The 18532-nt window shown below is 62.6% G+C and carries 14 protein-coding genes and 2 pseudogenes; 8 read left to right on the forward strand and 8 right to left on the reverse strand.

From position 1 onward, the window contains the following. Positions 1 to 103: 103 nt before the first annotated feature. Positions 104 to 4393, forward strand: a complete 4290-nt coding sequence (locus tag ACFIMZ_RS37085; protein WP_431825654.1) for a S8 family serine peptidase — start codon at positions 104 to 106, stop codon at positions 4391 to 4393. Between the two features lie 585 nt (positions 4394 to 4978). Here the strand turns inward: ACFIMZ_RS37085 and ACFIMZ_RS37090 are convergent. Together ACFIMZ_RS37090 and ACFIMZ_RS37095 are read right to left on the reverse strand one after the other, a co-directional pair. Further along, the gene (locus ACFIMZ_RS37090) at positions 4979 to 5500 is read right to left on the reverse strand and encodes an N-acetyltransferase family protein (RefSeq protein WP_431825655.1); all 522 of its coding nucleotides are present in this window, start codon (positions 5498 to 5500) and stop codon (positions 4979 to 4981) included. A 148-nt stretch (positions 5501 to 5648) separates the two neighbouring features. Further along, positions 5649 to 5984, reverse strand: a complete 336-nt coding sequence (locus ACFIMZ_RS37095; protein WP_431825656.1) for a nuclear transport factor 2 family protein — start codon at positions 5982 to 5984, stop codon at positions 5649 to 5651. Positions 5985 to 6143: 159 nt separating this feature from the next. Between ACFIMZ_RS37095 and ACFIMZ_RS37100 the strand changes: the two genes are divergently transcribed. Beyond that, positions 6144 to 7028 (forward strand): LysR family transcriptional regulator, encoded by an 885-nt coding sequence (locus ACFIMZ_RS37100; RefSeq protein ID WP_431825657.1) that lies wholly within the window; start codon positions 6144 to 6146, stop codon positions 7026 to 7028. 371 nt (positions 7029 to 7399) lie between these two features. Further along, positions 7400 to 8014 carry an intradiol ring-cleavage dioxygenase gene (locus tag ACFIMZ_RS37105; protein ID WP_431825658.1) on the forward strand — a complete coding sequence of 205 codons (615 nt, stop codon included), beginning with the start codon at positions 7400 to 7402 and terminating at the stop codon, positions 8012 to 8014. 89 nt (positions 8015 to 8103) lie between these two features. On the opposite strand, the gene ACFIMZ_RS37110 is transcribed toward ACFIMZ_RS37105, so the two are convergent. From ACFIMZ_RS37110 to ACFIMZ_RS37120, 3 genes and pseudogenes are all read right to left on the reverse strand, one after another. Next, positions 8104 to 8946 carry a PhzF family phenazine biosynthesis protein gene (locus tag ACFIMZ_RS37110; RefSeq protein WP_431825659.1) on the reverse strand — a complete coding sequence of 281 codons (843 nt, stop codon included), beginning with the start codon at positions 8944 to 8946 and terminating at the stop codon, positions 8104 to 8106. A 62-nt stretch (positions 8947 to 9008) separates the two neighbouring features. Next, positions 9009 to 9260, reverse strand: a pseudogene (locus tag ACFIMZ_RS37115) (transposase domain-containing protein); the annotation flags it as partial. Between the two features lie 228 nt (positions 9261 to 9488). Beyond that, positions 9489 to 9668 (reverse strand): annotated as a pseudogene (locus ACFIMZ_RS37120) (transposase); the annotation flags it as partial. 374 nt (positions 9669 to 10042) lie between these two features. Here ACFIMZ_RS37120 and ACFIMZ_RS37125 point away from each other — a divergent pair. Both ACFIMZ_RS37125 and ACFIMZ_RS37130 read left to right on the forward strand, forming a co-directional pair. Beyond that, positions 10043 to 10756 carry a hypothetical protein gene (locus ACFIMZ_RS37125; protein WP_431825660.1) on the forward strand — a complete coding sequence of 238 codons (714 nt, stop codon included), beginning with the start codon at positions 10043 to 10045 and terminating at the stop codon, positions 10754 to 10756. Between the two features lie 60 nt (positions 10757 to 10816). Beyond that, complete coding sequence (locus ACFIMZ_RS37130; protein WP_431825661.1) at positions 10817 to 11365, forward strand: hypothetical protein; 549 nt, start codon at positions 10817 to 10819, stop codon at positions 11363 to 11365. A 109-nt stretch (positions 11366 to 11474) separates the two neighbouring features. Here the strand turns inward: ACFIMZ_RS37130 and ACFIMZ_RS37135 are convergent, their stop codons facing one another. After that, positions 11475 to 12740, reverse strand: a complete 1266-nt coding sequence (locus ACFIMZ_RS37135) for a leucine-rich repeat domain-containing protein (RefSeq protein WP_431825662.1) — start codon at positions 12738 to 12740, stop codon at positions 11475 to 11477. Between the two features lie 493 nt (positions 12741 to 13233). Here ACFIMZ_RS37135 and ACFIMZ_RS37140 point away from each other — a divergent pair, with 493 nt between their 5' ends. Next, positions 13234 to 13737 carry a hypothetical protein gene (locus ACFIMZ_RS37140; protein WP_431825663.1) on the forward strand — a complete coding sequence of 168 codons (504 nt, stop codon included), beginning with the start codon at positions 13234 to 13236 and terminating at the stop codon, positions 13735 to 13737. 68 nt (positions 13738 to 13805) lie between these two features. Here the strand turns inward: ACFIMZ_RS37140 and ACFIMZ_RS37145 are convergent, their stop codons facing one another. Further along, positions 13806 to 14300: a hypothetical protein gene (locus ACFIMZ_RS37145; protein ID WP_431825664.1), complete on the reverse strand. Its 495-nt coding sequence runs from the start codon at positions 14298 to 14300 to the stop codon at positions 13806 to 13808. Positions 14301 to 14890: 590 nt separating this feature from the next. Here ACFIMZ_RS37145 and ACFIMZ_RS37150 point away from each other — a divergent pair. Continuing rightward, complete coding sequence (locus ACFIMZ_RS37150; protein WP_431825665.1) at positions 14891 to 17062, forward strand: hypothetical protein; 2172 nt, start codon at positions 14891 to 14893, stop codon at positions 17060 to 17062. A 7-nt stretch (positions 17063 to 17069) separates the two neighbouring features. After that, positions 17070 to 17780, forward strand: coding sequence for a DUF3142 domain-containing protein (locus tag ACFIMZ_RS37155; protein ID WP_431825666.1), 711 nt, complete (start codon positions 17070 to 17072; stop codon positions 17778 to 17780). Here ACFIMZ_RS37155 and ACFIMZ_RS37160 read toward each other — a convergent pair. Continuing rightward, positions 17777 to 18352, reverse strand: coding sequence for an isochorismatase family cysteine hydrolase (locus tag ACFIMZ_RS37160; RefSeq protein ID WP_431825667.1), 576 nt, complete (start codon positions 18350 to 18352; stop codon positions 17777 to 17779). The two genes, ACFIMZ_RS37155 and ACFIMZ_RS37160, sit on opposite strands and share 4 nt — an antisense overlap. Positions 18353 to 18532: the final 180 nt, after the last annotated feature.

The following is an 18532-nucleotide window of genomic DNA, read 5'->3' on the forward strand; positions in this document are numbered from 1 at the left end:
GCACGGCATGGTTCTCCCAATCAAGCGCTGTGATTGATGGGCTTGTGCACAGCGCCTATTCACCCTGAACAAGCCTTCAGTCATTGATTAAGGAGGACGAATCATGATTGCCAGCAGTGCAGATGCCTATCTGCCGCTCAAGGGATCACGACGTTACCCGCGCCCCGGTTCTCAGGTGCTGGGCCGTTCCGATGGTCACGAGTGGTGCGAAGTCACGGTGAAGGTGCGCCGCAAGACCCCCCTACCGGAGCCGGTACCCAGCCAGGCGATGAGCTATGACGAGTTGGTCAGCAAATATGGAGCCGAAGCCGGCGACCTCGACACTGTCGAAAAGGTGCTGGCCTCCTTTGGCTTGACGGTGACGTCCAAGAGCACCGCAACGCGCGCCGTGCAGGTCGCCGGCCCGGTCGACGCGATGGAGAAGGCGTTCGGCGTGCAGCTGTTTCGGGTGAAGCACGACAAGTGGCTCTACCGTGGCCGCGTCGGCGACATCCACATCCCGCATTCGCTCGACGGCATCGTCACCGGCGTGTTCGGGCTGGACTCCCGCCCGATGATCAAGCACCGCAAGCTGATGGAACTGCAGGCCGCCGATGCGCTGCCGCCGGCCAAGGCGCGGCCGTGGTACCTGCCGCAGGAACTTGCCGATGCCTACCGGTTCCCGGCCGGCGACGGCGCCGGTCAGACCATCGGGATCCTGGAGTTCGGCGGGGAGTACCTCCCCCGCGACCTGCAGCATTTCGTGCAGCTGGGCGGCCTGCCGGCCACCCCCGGCGTGGCGGTGAAGAATGTCCATGTGCTGCCGCCGCAGCAAAAGAACGACCCCGACGCGATCGGTGAAACGATGCTCGATGTCGAGGTGATTGCCGGCGTGTGTCCCAAGGCCGACATCGTCGTCTACTTCAGCCAGTGGACCGAGAAAGGCTGGATCGACATCCTTGACGCCGCGATCACCGACAACGCGACGCTGTCGGTGCTGTCCGTCAGCTACGGACTGGCCGAAGGCCAGGACATCTGGACGCAACAGGCGATCGACGAGATCAACGCGACGTTGAAGGAGCTGGCGGCCGTCGGCATCACCGTGTGCGCGGCCAGCGGCGACGACGGCTCGGACGACCAGGTGGCAGACGGCCAGGCGCACGTCAGCTTCCCCGCCTCCAGCCCGTATGTGCTGTCGGTCGGCGGCACCACACTGACGCGGGCGACCGGCAGCGAGGTGGTGTGGTTCGAGGGCGATGGGTTGCGTCGCGACCAGGGCGGCAGCACCGGCGGCGGTGTCAGTGCGATGAACCCGCGGCCGAGCTGGCAAACCGCCAACATTCCGTCGGTCAATCCGCACGCGCCGGCCGGCCGCATCGTGCCCGACGTGGCCGCGAACGCGGCCGGCGGCACCGGTTATTTCATGGTGGCGCAGAACACGCCGCAGGTATCGGGCGGCACCAGCGCCGCCACGCCGCTGTGGGCCGCGTTGATCGCCCGCCTGCGGCAGGCGGGCAAGCCGATCGGCTTCCTGACGCCGTTGTTGTATCAGGCCAATCCGAACACCAACGGCCAGCCGCTCGGCGCGGTCAGCTGCAACGACATCACCGTGGGCGGCAATGCGGCCGGCACGGCGGCGGGCTATTCGGCCGGCGTCGGCTTCGACGCGGTCACCGGCTGGGGCAGCCCGGACGGCGCCGCGCTGCTGGCAAAGTTGCCCCTCGCATCGACCACCATTGCGAAGCGTCCCGGCCAGCACGTCGAGCGCATCTCCGTTACCCGGGCGATGAAGAATGCCCGCCATCTGCAACGGCTCGCGCCCGACCTGGTGCCGAGGGAGGAGCCCGCGCAAGGTTTGCTGAGCCTGGTGCCGCCATCGGTGCTGAAGCACCTGCACCGCATCCGGACGCGCGGCGACGTCGACGCTCTGCCCGAGACCCGCTTCAAGGCCCGGATCGCCGAGTTGTTCGATTCGAACCTGCTGCCATCCACCGGGGTCACGCTGCGCGATCCGCTGTTCAACGGCACGCTCTACTTCGCCAGCATCACGTTCACGGCACAAGACACAGGACAAGCGATTGCCGTGCCCAACGCCGACATGTCGACTGCGATTGCCTATGCAACACTGGCCCGCACACCGATCTGCGAATATGCGTCGCAATTCGGCAGCAACAGCATGTCGGTGTCCCCCAACGTGCTGCAGCTCGCCGTGACCTTGCCGAGCAATCAGTACAACGACAGCCAGCTGCAGGGCTGGGTGAATGCGGTCGCGAACACCAACGGCCTTGGTTCGAACGATTGCGTCGTCGTGCTGAATCCGGTGGGTATGCTCAACACCAATGCGCTTGCGTCCAACGGCATCGGCGGCTATCACTCGAAAGCCAACCTGCCCTACATGTTCATTAACCTGTTCGGCACCGGCCTGACGCTGTCGGATGCCGCGGGCAGCTACGCGCAAGTGCTCAGTCACGAAATGGCCGAGACCGCGGTGGATCCACAGGCGAATCTGGTCAACCCGGAGGTATGCGACGGCTGCGGGCCCAATTGCCAGACTGTCTACCTGAACTACTTCGACGACAGCAACAACTTCATCGTCTCGACGCAAGGGGCGGCGCCTGCCGGCTACGCCTACTACATCAACGGCATCGTCTCTCCGGCGTCAGCCACGGTTTGTCCGGCGCCGGCAGGCTCGTGCAGCTACTCGCCGCCATTCCCGACGAGCACCAATGCGGTCATGGCCTGGAAAGGCGTCGATGGTGACCAGGGCATCTGGTTCTCGACCTTCGATGGCGACCGATGGTCGCCGCAGCAGAACATCGCCGGCGTGGGTACCAGCGTCGGCCCTGCGCTCGCCGAGTTCGACGGCGGGACACTGATGACCTGGAAGGGCGTCGAGAACGACCAGGGCATCTGGTTCTCGGTCTACGACGGCAATGGCTGGGCGCCGCAGCAGAACATCGCCGGCGTGGGCACCAGCGTCGGTCCGGCGCTCGCTGCGTTCAACGGCAAGGTCGTGATGGCATGGAAGGGGGTGGACGGGGACCAGGGCATCTGGTTCTCCGTCTACGATGGCACCGGCTGGGCGCCGCAGCAGAATATCGCCGGCGTGGGCACCAGCGTCGGTCCGGCGCTCGCTGCGTTCAACGGCAACGTCGTGATGGCGTGGAAGGGGGTGGACGGAGACCAAGGCATTTGGTACTCGACGTTCGACGGCAACGGCTGGGCGCCGCAGCAGAGTATTGCCGGCGTCGGCACAAGCTTCCGCCCCGCCCTGGCTGTTTTCGAAGGACGGCTATACATGGCCTGGAAAGGGGTACAAGGCGACCAGGGCATCTGGTTCACCACCTTCGACGGCAACGGTTGGGCTCCACAGCAGAACATCGGCGGTGTGGGCACCAGTGTGGGCCCGTCGCTCGTGTCGCTGGGCGACACCTTGCTGATGGCCTGGAAAGGGGTGCAAGGCGACCAGGGCATCTGGTTCGCCACCTTCGACGGCAACGGCTGGGCGCCGCAGCAGAACGTCAACAACGTTGGCACCAGCGTTGGGCCGGCGCTGGCGCTCACGCAACCGCCCTTCATGGCGTGGAAAGGTATCGAAGGCGACCAGGGAATCTGGTTCACCAGCTTCTACGGCAACGGCTGGCTGCCGCAACGCAACGTGGGCGGCGTGGGCAGCGAGATCGGCCCGACGCTCGCGCTCTTCGACGGCAAGATCCACATGGCGTGGAAAGGCATCGCCGGAGATCAGCGCCTGTGGCTCAGCAGCTATGACGGCAATGGCTGGGCGCCGCAGCAAAACATCCCCGGCGTCGGCAGCAGCGTGGGCCCGTCACTGACCACCTTCGGGGGACGCCTGTTCATGGTGTGGAAAGGCATCGACGGCGATCAGGGCATCTGGTTTTCCGCCTATGACGGCCTGGGCTGGAGTGGGCAGCAGAACGTGCCCGGCGTCGGCACAAGCGAGCGGCCTTCCGTGGTGGCTTATCAGGGCAAGGTGTTGATGGCGTGGAAAGGCGTCGACGGCGACCAGAGCCTTTGGTACACGACTTACGACGGCAACGGGTGGGCGCCCCAGCAACAGATTCCCGGCGTGGCTTCCAGCGTCGGACCGGTGCTCACGGTCTACCAGGGCAAGGTCCTGGCTGCGTGGAAAGGCATGGACGACGACCAGGGCATCTGGTTCGCCACGTTCGATGGCAGCGGCTGGTCGGGACAGCAAAACGTGCCCGGCGTCGGCACAAGCTTCGGCCCCTCGTTGACCGTCTACGCCGGCAAGGTGTTCATGGCCTGGAAGGGCGTCGTCGGTGACCAGGGTGCCTGGTTCTCGACCTTCGACGGCTTCACCTGGGCGCCGCAGCAGAACATCGCGGGTATCGGCTCGAGCGTCGGCCCGGCACTGGTGAATGTGTGCTGACCCAGGCTTGAAAGAACGTCCGTCTGGCGCGTAATGCCGTTCAGTCATCGTTTCGTTCGAGGAATCGAACGGTGTATCGCGAAGGTCGGGCACTGACGGCCCGGTCGCATTTGCGGCCGGGCCGGTTTATATCGGCCCATCGTCGTCGAACGCGGGATGCGTTGGTGCCGGTACCGGCATCGCGCGCTTTCTGATCCGGCAGGGGGAATCCAGTCGCGAAATTGACATGTCCAATCAAGTGGAAGTCGACGCGGGCGCGTTCAGACCGCTCAGCCGTGTCGCTGTCGCTGTCGCTGTCGACACATCATGCATCGGCAGCAATGGAAAGAAGGCGAGTGAAGCAGGCTATGGGATTCGCACTCTCGACTCCCTGCGGAAGCTTTATTCCGCGGACTGCTCATCGGTCAGTAACCGGCCAGAGGCGGTCAGTCAGCGATGCAGTCTGGATCGTTGGCACCCGTTAGCGGACCGGAAGCCGATCGAAACGTCGCGCCTACTCATCTGCGCGTCATAAAGACCGGCTCGAAGGTCGCCCCTGGACCGCAATCGTCGACCGCCGTAGCCGGTTGATCCCGACAGCACGAATCAACGACGATAGATCAGCTCCAGATCAGTCGATTTGCCGACCTTGAAATCGTAAGTGCCGACCAGGCTGAAACCTGCCTTTTCGTAGAACGCAATGGCCTTCGTGTTACCGGACCACACTCCGAGCCATACCGCGCCGGGGCGTTCCACTGCCAGATAGGCGAGCGCCGAGTCAAACAACTGTCGTCCAACGCCGGTTCCCTGCGCACTGCGCCGAATGTAGATTTGATATATTTCCGCCGCCCCCTCTGGTACATCCGGGTGCGGAAGCTTGCACGGCCCCACCTGCGCGTAACCAATCAAGCCGCCGTCCTCGCACTCAACTACCCACGTGCGATTCTCTCGCTTGTTGAGCTGGTCAGTGATGGTAGTTACCGAGTAGTTTTCTTCCTCATACTTGATTAGATCGCTCGGCGGGTAGTCGATGCCATACCCCTCCGAAAGAAATGTTTCGCGGAATGTGTCACGTTTCAATTCGGCAAGTGGCAATGCATCTGCCACCGTCGCAATACGGATTCTCATCGGTGCTCCAGCGGTTCAGGGTCACATGGACAGCTTTTGCTGATCTGCCGAGACGAAGTCGAACGCATCGATTCGGCAATAGAATTTTGCCATTGCTCTACGTGCGCAATGTTTGCGTGGTAACGTCCGGAGTATGCCCTACCCGTCGTTAATATAGTCGTGGGCTGCCCATCTTGAACCAGGCCTTCGCGATCCTGCTTTCGACGATCTCATAGATCGCAAGCACATCGACCTCGCCCACACCCTGCGGGAATGTGCGTGTCACACACTCCTGATCAATGACAAGATTGCCGACTACTGCGCGGTGAATCAGCCGCCCGAAGAGGTCGGGTTCCTTGAAGCGGGTAACGTGACGCTCTCGAATTTCCGAAGCGCCGTGAGCGAGAAGACGCGAGGGAAACTCATAGTACTCGCAGTCATCAGCCCACCATTGCATGAATACGTCGATGTCTCGAGCATTGTATGCGGCGAGTTGCTGTTGCACCGGAAACTCGATCGAAGCAGGGGAACACGGGGTGCTGGTCATTTTTTCGGGAAACTTCTTCAGGATGAGGGGGCGCCCCTATGTTCAATGGATCGCTAGAATAGAGAAAGTTGAATTTTATGACGTAAATATTCAGTTTTTCTGAATCTGGACACCGACATGCGAGAGATCAGCCTGGACCGCTTGCGCACTCTGGTCGCCATTGCCGACCGCGGCTCATTTGCCGAAGCGGCGCGCGCATTGCACCTGGCGCCGCCCACGGTCAGCCTCCACATCGCCGAACTCGAAGACCGCATTGGGGCGCCCCTTCTGTCACGCAAGCGCGGACATGTGAGGCCGTCGGCGATAGGAGAGGTGCTGGTGGAGCGCGCGCGCCGGCTGCTGGCCGATGCGGAGCAGGCGTTAGACGATATTCAGCGCCAGGTGCAGGGGCTCGAGGGGCGCACGCGGCTCGGCGCGTCGACCGGCGTGATCGCGCACCTGTTGCCGCAGGCGCTCGAGGTGCTGCGCCAGCAGCATCCCGCTATCGACATTCAGATTGCCGTGCTCACTTCGCACGAAACGCTATCCCGGCTGGCGGATGGAACGCTCGATGTCGGGCTGGTCGCACTGCCTCAGCCCCCGGTGGCCGGGCTCGTGATCAAGCCCTGGCGCCGCGACCCCGTGATGGCCTTTGTCCCGGCGCATTGGCGGTGTCCGGCCCGCGTCACGCCTGAATGGCTCGCCGCCCAGCCGCTCATTCTCAATGACGCGGCCACGCGCCTCTCGCGTCTGACTACGGAGTGGTTCGCGACCGGCGGGCACCATCCCGTGCCGCGCATTCAGCTCAACTACAACGACGCGATCAAGAGTCTGGTAGCGGCAGGTTACGGCGCAGCGCTGCTGCCCCATGAAGCCACTACGCCATTACCCGACAAGCGCATTGTCATGCGTCCACTGCGCCCGGCGTTGTGGCGTCGGCTCGGCATTGCCCATCGTGCGGGGTACGTTGAGCGTTCCACGCAGCACGTACTTGATGTGCTGTGGGATCTGCGATTGGCGTAGGGTTTTACCATTTGCCGGTTCGGTTCGCTGCTGTCGGGGCAACAGGCATATCACATGCCGCGACGCATGAATGACCGCGTTGTAGAAAATTGACTGACCGAATAGGGTCGATAGCGCCAATTCGAATCGCTCAGAAGCGGTCATTGCGGAACGAGCCTGTCGTGATGGCACGAACGGGGGCTTGGATCGCCGACGACCGGTCATTCGCCAACTGCGCCTCTGAAGACTCACCCGACCTGAAGTTTCGGCTTACCATGGTTGGCACAGGTGCGGGCTCCGCTCATCGCGACGACGCCCGCACGGACGCTCGTCGGCGCCGCAGCGCGCACCGCGCAGCGTGACGATCGGGCGGGAAGCAAGGAGCGTCCACGATGCGTACACGAAGTGTGAGCCAGGGACGGCGCGATTTTCTTCGCAAGTCGGGTGCAGTGCCGTCCACGTTGCTGCTGTTGGCCCTCGGCAATGCCAGCTATGGCCGGACCGGCGAAGTTTCTGCTACGCCCGCCTGCGCCGACGATCACGAACCGACGCCGCGGCAGACCGCGGGCCCGTTCTTCCTGCCGCACTCGCCGCAACGCGCATCGCTGCTCGAACCGGGGATCAACGGAACGAAGATCGTCCTGACCGGGCGGGTACTGTCGACACGATGCAGGGCGCTGCCCGGGGCTTTGCTCGATTTCTGGCACGCCAATGACGCCGGGGAGTACGACGTCGAGGGGTTCCGGCTGCGCGGCCACCAATTCACCGACGGCGAAGGACGCTACCGCCTCGAGACCATCGTGCCGGGTCTATATCCGGGACGCACACGACACTTCCATGTGACGGTGCAGCCGCCGAACGGGCCGATCCTCACTACCCAACTGTACTTTCCCGGGGAGCCGCGCAACGCTCGCGATTTCCTGTTCGATCGGCGACTGCTGATGACGCTCGACGACCACGGCGAGCAAAAGGCGGCCCGGTTCGATTTCGTGCTCGCGTTCACGTAGCGAAAGTCGGAGCAGGCACTCGCTGCGGCCACCGTGGAGCAGGCTGCGACGATCTGCCGTAAGAACGCCACGGGTGCCGCAGGCTTGGGCTACAGGATGAGGCGGCCTTCGATGCAGGTCATGGCGTTGCCGCCGATCCACACCTTGTCGCCCACCTGCTCCACCTCGACGCACCCGGCGCGCCCCATGCTCAGGCCCTGGCTGACGCGGTAGCGCGCTGGTGCCAGTCCGGCCCCCAGCAACCACTGGGCAATGCCGGCGTTCAGGCTGCCGGTGGCCGGGTCCTCGGGCATGCCGTCGCCGGCGATGAAGGCCCGCACCTCGAACTGTGCGTCAATATCGTCGTGCTGCGGGTCGCAGGGTGCGATCACCCCCACCGCCAGCCCGCTCAACGCCGGATAGTCGGGTTGCAGGTCCAGTACCTGCTGGCGCTTGGCGAGCATCACCGCCAGCCAGCCGGCGCCGTTGTCGACCCACTGGGCGGCGACGATCGCCCCGGGTGCCAGGCGCAACCCCAGGCGCACCTGTTCGAGGAGCTCGGCCGCCACCGGCCCGGAACGCAGCAAGGGCGGTGCCAGGAACGCCAACTGCCGCCCCTGGCGGCGGATCCGCACCAGCCCCACCGCGCATTCCTGGATGATCTCCTCCCCCTGGGGCACACCGCCGGACTCCAGCCAGGCGTGGCAGCTGCCCAGGGTCGGATGTCCGGCGAACGGCAGTTCGTCCTGGGTGGTGAAGATCCGCAGGCGGTAGTCGGCCCGCGGGTCCCTGGGCTGGAGGATGAAGGTGGTCTCGCTGAGGTTGGTCCAGTTGGCGAAGGTCGCCATCTGCCGGTCATCGAGCCCGTCGGCATCGAACACGACAGCCACCGGGTTGCCCTTGAGGGGCGTGGAACTGAAGACGTCGACCTGCTTGAAGCGCAGGGAACTCATGGAGTGTCCTGTTGGTGTTCTGGTAGGACGGCGAGTCTACACTCCATCTCACCCTCGTGTATGGGGCAAGCCGGATCCGGCGCAAGTTCGATTTCATCGCGTGGCAAGTGCGGTGGCAGTGGTTCTCGCGTGGGCCCTCGACTGGGCGGTCCCTTCGACGCCTTGTCTCGCTGCCCTCGCGTCTCTGCCGCCCCTTGGCCCGCCGTCAGGTCTTCCAGCCGCGCCTCGAGTTTATCGATCTGCCGGGCCAGTTTCTCGGACTTGCTCCCGAAGCACATGCGCCTGAGCTTGTCGATTTGCACCTTCAGGCGTTCGGCCAGCCCCTGGAACCCGCAGCGCATGTCGGTCACGCCGGCTGCCAGCCAGATGCGCGTCCCTGCCGGCAGCGCGATCTCGCACATGGGCGCCGGCATCGGTACGTTGCTCGTCGCTTCCGACGTCACTATCGGCTCCGGCGCCCGAAGTACCAATGCCGAGTCGATCACGTCGACACTCAGCAACTCCGTGCTTGACACGCTCGGCGCAGCGTCGGGTGCAGGGATGACCAGTTTGCCTTCACGATATTGCTTGCGCCATCCGAACACCACATTGGCATTGATGTCGTGCCGTCTCGCAACAATCGACACCGACATGCCGGGCTCCAACGTCCCTCTGATCACCTGCTGCTTGATTTCTCGCGCGTACGTGCGACGGGGATGGGTGCGGCCCGCTGCGTTCGACATGGCTGACTGGCTCCGTCAATCTAAACGCGCCCATCATGTATCGGAAAAATCAGCATCGGGAAACGGTCGGGCCGAGCCCATTACGTTGCGAACGCAACCAAGCGCACCGACTCGAATCGGCTAATTTGAGACATCCGGCATCGCACCCAGGATCGTCAACAATCAGTGAGCAAGGGGGCCAAGCAGGTTCCAGACGTTTATTGACTGTCGCTTCGGCCTGTTCGCGAGCAGGATTTGAATCGTGAAAAATGGGCTTCGCACGTTTGGAAGCTGAAGGCAGCGAAGTCGATGTGTGGATGTAATTGTCGTAGAATTGGCCGGTCGGGAAATCTCAACATGTTGAATCCTGGCCTCCAAACAAACGAAGGACGCGCATGGGATTCGGATTCGGAAAACGCAGCGAATCATCAAGCACCTCGACGATCGACATGGCGAAAAGCCAACGGTCGCGCGTCAATGACAACTTCACCACTGAACTTGCGCTACGTCGCGCATTTGCGGTTTTCGAGTGCTGTGCAACGTACGGCACCTACGTCGACCTCAACGATGTCGACACCGGGTGGAACCATCTGCGGGAAGAAGGTCTGGTTTCGACCGATCTGGAAGCCACGTGGAAAGAAGTGGAACGCATCCTGCAAACCTATTCCAGCGCCGGTGTGCTTGCCAAATCGGACAAGGAGCGTGCCCGTCACCTGATGGAGGTCATCGAGGAGCAGCTTGATACCGTACAGGGCAAGGTGGAAGGCATGGTGGATGCCGTCGTCGCACTCAATGTCGCCCGGCTCAAATACCCTTCGAAGAACTGGATCGTCGATGGCATCCTGGCTGCTGCGATCGGCGTGCCTGCCGGGGCGATCGTGGGTACCGTGGCCGGCCAGCTGGCAGACGATACGCCGGCCGTTGCGAATGTCGTCTTCGGTCTGGTGATAATCGGTTCGGTTCTCGTGGCGCGTTATCGCCACCAAAAGAGAATCGTTGCAGCCGACGCGAAAATTGCGCATGCGCGAGCCGAGCTTGATCGCATGGTGCTTCGAAACCTGTCGCCTTCCGCTTATCCGCCACCGATGACGGCTGCGGGCGCTACGTGAGTTTGATGAGATAAGGGACGCCTAAATATCTCAAGTTTCAGAAATTCGGCCCATCCATCCATGCCAATAAAAAAAATCATCCCGTCCTTGGTGATGCTGTGCGGCGCGGCGAGCTCGCTCACGGCCTGCAACGACCATTCGGCGACGCCATCTCATGCCGCCGCTTATCACGCTGGAACGGCGCAGCCTGAGTCATCGAAATCCGCGTCGCCTCGTTCCTTCGCAGTCGATACGCTTTCGCTCGACGACGGTGAAAATGAACTTAATGGCTGCACGACCGAATTGACGCGTGTGGGGGCGCCAGAGTCGGCTGGACCCGTCTTCCGCGATAGTAGCTCGGATACCGAGGGAACCGGCTTCGTTCGGATTGATGGCACGCTCACCCGAGTGCATTTGACCTCCAGCAAGGCGGATAAGTCGAGCGCCGAGGATGTGCTCCGGTACACCCACGTGTTCGAAGATGCTTCGCACACCACTCGGGTGATCGAGACGCTCGAGAATCGAGCCACGAATGAGCAAGCCGATTCGACCGAGCAAACCGGTTTCCTGATAGTCACCCACAAGGGCGCGACCGTAACCCTGCGTGTCGAAGGCGGCACAGCATGTTAGGCGAACGCTATGACCAGACGAGTAAACGGATTGGGAGTCGACGCATTGGTCGCGGCAACTTGAGTGCTCGAACTGCACTTGGGTGGACAGTTATCGTTTATCGAGCCATTCACCAGACGACTCGAGTGTTTGGCAAGGCCGCCTTGAGCTCATCGACGTTGCTGGCCATGGTGCCATAGAGAACGAGCTCTCGCAGTCCGGTCAGGCCTTTCAGCACTTCGACGTTCTGGACCGGCGTGTTTGCGAGATAGAGCTCTTGCAGACCGGTCAGACCCTTTAGCGCGTCGATATTCCGAACCCTGGTGCGAAAGAGATTGAGCATCAGGAGGCCCGTCAGGCCGCTCAGCGCATCGATGTTTTCGACCCTGGTGTCGGCGAGGTTGAGTCTTCTCAGGCCCGTCAGGCCCTTCAGCGCATCGATGTTCGTGACTTGCGTGCGCGCAAGAACGAGTGTTTCCAGCTGGACCAATCCCCGCGTCGCAGCGACGTTCTCGACTTTGGAGCCGTCGAGTACGAGCGTGGTCAGCGTGGGCATTTCCCTCAGCAAATCGATGTTCCGGACGGGCGTGTTTGCCAGATAGAGTGCTTGCAGATCGTGCAGCTTCTTCAACGCATCGATGCTCTCGACTTGGGTCTCGTTAAGGTCGAGCGTCTTCAGGGTGGTGAGCCGGCTGAGTGGCTCGATGTCGCGGACATTCCTGGCGCCGCCCAGTTTGAGTGTTTCCAGGTGAGGCAATTTCCCGAGCGCGTCGAGGTCCCGAACCTGCGTGCCGCGAATGTCGAGTTGCCGCAGGTCAGTCAGGTCCTTCAACGCATCGAGATTGGAGACCCGGGTCTCCCAGAGATTCAGCGATTGCAGGCCGGTCAATCCTTTTAGCGCATCGATGTTCTCGACTTTGGTGCGGTGGAGTACAAGATTTTTAAGGGAACGCATTCCCTTCAGCGCCTCGATGTTCCAGACCGGGGTGCCCGCGAGGTCGAGAGATTCCAGGCGATCCAGTCCATTCAGCGAGTCGATGCTATCGACCTCGGTGTCTGCCAGACTCAGTTCGAGCCTCAGGCCGAGCTTTCTTAGACGTGGCATCGCGGCCGCGACCTGCGCCGTCGTCAATTCCGGCTTTGCCCGCAACGCCAGGCATCCTGAATCGGATGTGGTACCTGAACCATTGCTGTCATTGCAGGTGCCCCTGGAAAATCCCAGGTCGGTCAGCGCCCGTTCATCCGATTTTTCCCGCAAAGGGCTCAAGACCGCCAGCAAGCATGCGAGCAGAAGGCCGATGCCGCCGCCGATGGCCCATGGCCTGGCACGACGCCAACCCGATTTGCGCAAGCCTTCCGCAGCCGGCTTTGTGTTCGAGGGTGGGGTTTCGGCCACACCGGCCTCCGCATGTCCAAGGTTGCCTCCTTTATACACGAACAGCGAGGCCGTCCTGCGATGAAGGCATCTACAGGGAGCACCGCACTGCCAGGTCGACGTAGAGGTGGCGCCAAGTCGACGTCCGGCGTGGGGCGACCACGGAAGTCGGCGGTCGGGTCGTCAGCGCACAACCGGCACCCGGCTTCGAGCTTCCGGCCTCGGCCAGAAACAGTCGTTGGCCGAACGCTTCCGGATTGGCGACAATCCGGCCATTTCGATATCGGTGGAAAGGAATGCCGACCCGCGATCGGGAATGCCCTCGCAGCCGCTTGTTCCGAACCCTGAGTATCTTTGACAGTAGGCGTACTCCCCCAAACATGTCCGAAAGCGCGACAGCAATACACCGGAACCCGCAGCAGTAACAATTACCCTCAAGTATTCCCGTGCCGAGTCGACATTACAGATCGATACCGCACGACAATTGCCAGGTGGAAGGATGGACGAGGAAAGGATGACCGAGAATCTGCTGATCAAGCTGCTTACAGCATTCGCCACCGGATGCGCTTGCACTTTTATGCTGGGCGGATGCACTACCGCGCACATCGTGTCCGACGATTATTCCGGAGAGTTTCAGGGACGGTATTTCGTTTCTGACGCAACCGGCGACGACTCAATGAAGCGCAAGACCATTGACGTGGTATTCGGCGAAGGCCGTACTGCAACCGTAACGGTTGAGGAGACCGGTCGAGTTCTTCATCTTGACACTTGTCATTCGCTCGCCGGCTCCTACACCAATTCACTGGCAAATGCAGACCCTAATTCGATCATTCATGCGATAGCATGCCAGGACGAGGACGATCGGTACTGGAGCTTTATGCATGGTCGCCCGGGTGCAAAGACAAGTGCAGGGTACACGATGTTCAGAAATGTCACTTCGCACTCGGGATATCTTGTCCGCCGGAGCATGCGAGATCGTTACCCCAGCGATCTCGCCTTGGAGCCTGTCGGGCAATAGCATAGGCACCGCCGGTGAAAAATGGGACACCGGCGATACTGGACAAGCGTTCTCCTTCAGTTCAACGGCTAGTCAGTGCAAAACGGGCCATGCTCACTCAAAGGGCGGCGCCATTTGCGGTTCGTCGTGGGCACTACCCTGGGCGGTGCATATTCATCGCCCGGTTTTCCGGCATCGGCGAGATCTATGCGACATGTGGTTCCATGTCCCTTCACGCGAGCAGTGTACCGATGATTTGCCTCGGGTATGAAGGTGACCGTACTGATGCAGCCTTCTGCCAGATAATTCTCCGTACGCACGAGAGAAAATGAAATCGGTCGCCCAGCCATGATTTTCCGTGCGACTTCACCGTCATCGGGAACAGGCGGCAGGCGCGTTCTATCTGTGCATTCAGCAGCGCCGGAGTAGATATTGGGTATTACCAGCATGTGTCCGCCCTTACTAAACACCAGAGTAGCCGTGTCGCCTTCCGATGGCTCTTGATATACCGATGGACCAATAGTGCCGCAGCCTGATAATGTCAATATCATCAAAGCGACCAGCAAGAAATCGAGTCGTCGCATGTTTCGTATTCTTCCGTGTTGTTTATGTCTGTTCGTCAGAAACGTATACGACACGAGATGGTAGAAACTTGAGCGACACACCATGGAATGCCGGGGCTGGACCATCCTGAAGCTGATTAAAGTCGCGCCAGCCGCAGATGGAGATCCAGCGCTCGAAGTGAAGCGCCGCAGACGCGGAGTGATGTCCGCTTTCTGGCGCCACCAATGTCTCCTCCGGGTCGGCCACGACCACTGAAATTGCCCGCCGACGTCACCATCAGCACGTTGAATTCCACAATCGAAGTGCCGACGACGTCGGCGGCCGCGCAACCCGGTCTTTCGCTACCGCACGGCACGCGCCAAAACACGCCCAGTCGCAACGTGTTCGTGCTCCCGGCCCCTTGAGCAACAACGTTCCGCGTGGCCGCGTGCATACTCCGGCGTGGTCTCGCCGACAGCCGCTCGGCTTGCACTCTTGCTAGCCACAATCCACATTCAATAGAATCAAGCCCTTTGGCCTTGCTCCCCCGAGCAAGCACGCCTTGCACAAGCGGCTTCGAGCCCATGGCCGAAATCTCGAATCCGCCCGACTCCACCCCAGCACAAGAACAATGCCGAAAACCACGTTGCTGCACCGAAACCTGATCGCCTCGCTGACGGCGAGCCTGCTTTGCATCTCCAGCGCCCATGCAAGCTCGGACGAAAGTTGCTATTCACCCGTCACGCTCCGGCAGAACACCTACTCCTGCGGGGGCATGCCGATCCTGAGCCCCGCGAACGACACGCGCATCAACGCGATGCTGCTGATGGTCGACAGCGGCAAGGTCGCGCAGCTCTTCCCGGACCCGAAGACCATCCCGCCTGCAGACCGGGTAAACCGGATCATCGTGCCGTTCTCGTACGACTTCTCCGGATGGATCGACATCGGCCAGAAGCAGCCCGACACGGCCAACAACGCGTCGAACGCCGCCGCCCCGGCGAATCAATACGCCGATGGCGAAGGCAGCATTTGCCGCAGCATGAATTCCGGCTCCGACGCATTCAGCGACGCATTGAACGCCGCAAAGGACCTCCCCACCGACGAAGCCGCGCGCCTGCGCGCCGCGCGCGCCGAAATCGCCCAAAAGACCTGCCACGCGGGCGGCGCCGATGCCGCCTGGAAGCAGCCCGCGCTCAAATCGCCGATCGGGCAGCAGTTCGCGGCCTACCTCGACGGCACGAACGCGTTCTACCGCCATGACTTCCTCGCCGCGACCAAGGCGTTCGCCGGCATATCGCGCAGCGCCAACCCGTGGCTGATGGAGACCGGGCTCTATATGGCCGGGCGCGCGCAGTTGAACGCCGCGCAGGCCAATGCCTTCGACAACGACAGCCCCACGCCGTCACGCGGGAGCGTGACGAAGGTCTCGCTCGACGCCGCGAATACGGTCTTTCGCACGTACTTGCGGATTTATCCGCAAGGGCGCTATGCGGCCTCCGCGTCGGGTCTCTTGCGGCGCGTCGCGTGGCTCGGCGGGAACGTCGCGCAGCAAGCCGATCTCTACGACAAGGCGTTCGCGCGCTGGTCGCCCACGGCGTCGAACGTGCCGCTCATGCAGCTGGCGAATGAACTCGACAACAAGCTGCTGTTCGCATCGGGATTCGACGCGCGCCAGATCCAGTCGCCCGCGGTGCTGGCAACCGCTGACCTGCTGCGCATGCGCACGTCGAACAGCGGCGACTCGAGCCGCGACAAGCCGCTGGCACTGGGCGAATTGCAGGCGCAGAAGCCGCGATTCGCCGGCGCGCCCGCGCTCTACGACTATCTGCTTGCCACCTGGTACGTCCATGTCGGGCATAAACCGGACGCGGCGCTCGGCTTGTTGCCGCAGACGCCCGGCGCGTCGCTCGACTACTTTGGCCTGAGCCAGCAGACGCTGCGCGCCTTCGCGCTGGAGGACAGCGGCCAGTCCGACAAGGCGCGGCAGCTCTGGCGCGACCTGATCCCGCTCGCGAAACTCCGCTTCCAGCGCGAGGCGCTGGAACTTGCACTCGCCATCAACCTGGAACAGGCCGGCCTCGCCGACGACGCATTCGCCGACGATTCACCCGTGCAGAACGCCGCCATCCGTGCAGTCCTGCTGCAACGCGCGGCCAATGCGGACCTGCTGCGCGCGCAAGCGCAGAACAAATCGACCAGCGGCGCGCTGCGCGACATCGCGCTTTATACGCTGCTGTACAAGGAGCTAACGCGCGCGCGCTACGCCGACTTCGTCGCGGACGTCGCGCTGGTGCCCGACGCGCCTTCCGATGCGTTGAAGCCGTTCACCCTGCCCGGCGCCAGGAACGAGGACGGCTACGCGTGCCCGTCCGCGCGCGACATCGCGGCGGCGCTGCAACAGGATCCCGCCGATGCGAAAAGTGTGAACTGCCTCGCCGACTTCGTGCGCCGCCATCCGCCCGCTCCGGGTCTCGGCGAATATTCGATGCCGTCGTGGACTGCCAGCCCCGCACCTGCCAGCGCCGCGCGCGTGCCGCCGACGCTCGGGAGTGCGCCGTCGCTGTTCAAGGGCAAGCGGTACGAGCGGATGCCGAGCTACGTCGCGGTGATGGACGATGCGCAGGCGAACTCCAACGACCGGGCCTACGCGCTCTATCGGGCGATCAAATGCTATGCGCCGTCGGGCTACAACGATTGCGGCGGGAACGACGTTCCGAAGAACACCCGCAAGCGCTGGTTCAATACGCTGAAGTCCGCCTATCCGGGCAGCCCATGGGCGCAGGCGCTCAAGTACTACTGGTGAGCCAGGCGTGAAGCGCATCTTGTGCACCGCGTTGCTGCTCTATGCGCGCATCGCGCTAGCCGGCACGGTCGACCCCGCGCAGTACGACGCGTTCTGGCTATGGGCGGGCGTGAAGCCGCAAGCAGTCGTGCGCGATGCACGCACCGTCTACGTGCTGCAAGGCCAGATCGAGGCGTCGCCCCAGGACGATGCGCAAGTGCGCTTCATCGCCCAGGGCGTCGCGCTGCCGCCCGCGCCGAACGCGCGCATCTGGCTCGTCTATCGCGCCCATACGCTGCGCTGGACGCCGCGGGTCACGCAGATCATGCTGGCCCAGCTCGCGCGCTGGCGTGCGTCGGGCCGCACGATCACGGGCATCCAGATCGACTTCGATGCGCGCACGCGCCATCTTCAGGACTACTTGGCGTTTCTGCGGACCCTGCGCGAGACCTTGCCCGCCGATTGCCGGTTGAGCATCACGGGGCTCCTGGACTGGAGCAGCCGCATCGATACCGACCAGGTCAACCAGCTCCGGGGGATCGTCGACGAAGTGGTCGTGCAGACCTATCAGGGGCGCAGCACGATCCCAACCTACGCAGCCTATCTCCCCCGCGTCGCCCGGCTGCAGCTGCCGTTCCGCATCGGCGTGATCGAAGGCGGCGAGTGGGATGCGCCGCCCTACCTCGCGGCGAATCCGTGGTTTCGCGGCTACGTCGTATTCCTGCGCAATGCATCCTAGGCGAGCAATTGCAACGCATCCGCGAGCGACAGCACCTTCGTGCGCGAATCGAATGCGGTGGAGAACAGATGTTCATGTACGACCTGATCCGGGTCGTAACAGCAATCCTTGACCGTATACAGGCGGAAATCCGCGTCGCTCGCATACGCGACCGACGACAGCACGACACCGGTCGACGCAATGCCGACCATGATCAGCGAATCGACGCCTTGTGCGGAGAGTCGCACTTCAAGATCGGTGCCGAAGAACACGCTGGCGCGATGCGCGGTGATGAGCGGTTCATTCGCCTGCTGGCCCAACTCCGGCGCGGTCCGGTCGTCGACGAAGAGACCCAGTTGCTTGATCCCCTGCCCGTTCCTGTTCAATGGGCTGACTTCCGGATAGCCCGGACTGAACCGGAGGTTCGCGAAATAGACGGCGACGCCTTTGGCCCGCGCCGCGTCGCATAGCTTGCGCGTATTGGCGAGCAAGTCCGGCGCGACCGATGGAAAGAGCCCGAGAATGTCGGTCTGGTAATGCATGACGATGAGCGCGGTTTGCGCCGGCACGATGGCGGAAGTCTGTGAGCTCATGCTGGGCCCTTCTCCTTTACGTCGACACGCGGTTCATATTCACCACCTGGGCGGCGCTTCGCTGGCCAGCATGCCGATGAAATGCATCGACCGGAGCCGAGCCCCATGACCCAGCCGCCGAAAACGATCCACGGGCCGAGCGGTCGATTTCCGATCGCGTCCAGGCGGTCCGAAACATTC

It is taken from the genome of Burkholderia sp. F1, assembly GCF_050813845.1.
Classification (GTDB): Bacteria; Pseudomonadota; Gammaproteobacteria; order Burkholderiales; family Burkholderiaceae; genus Burkholderia; species Burkholderia ubonensis.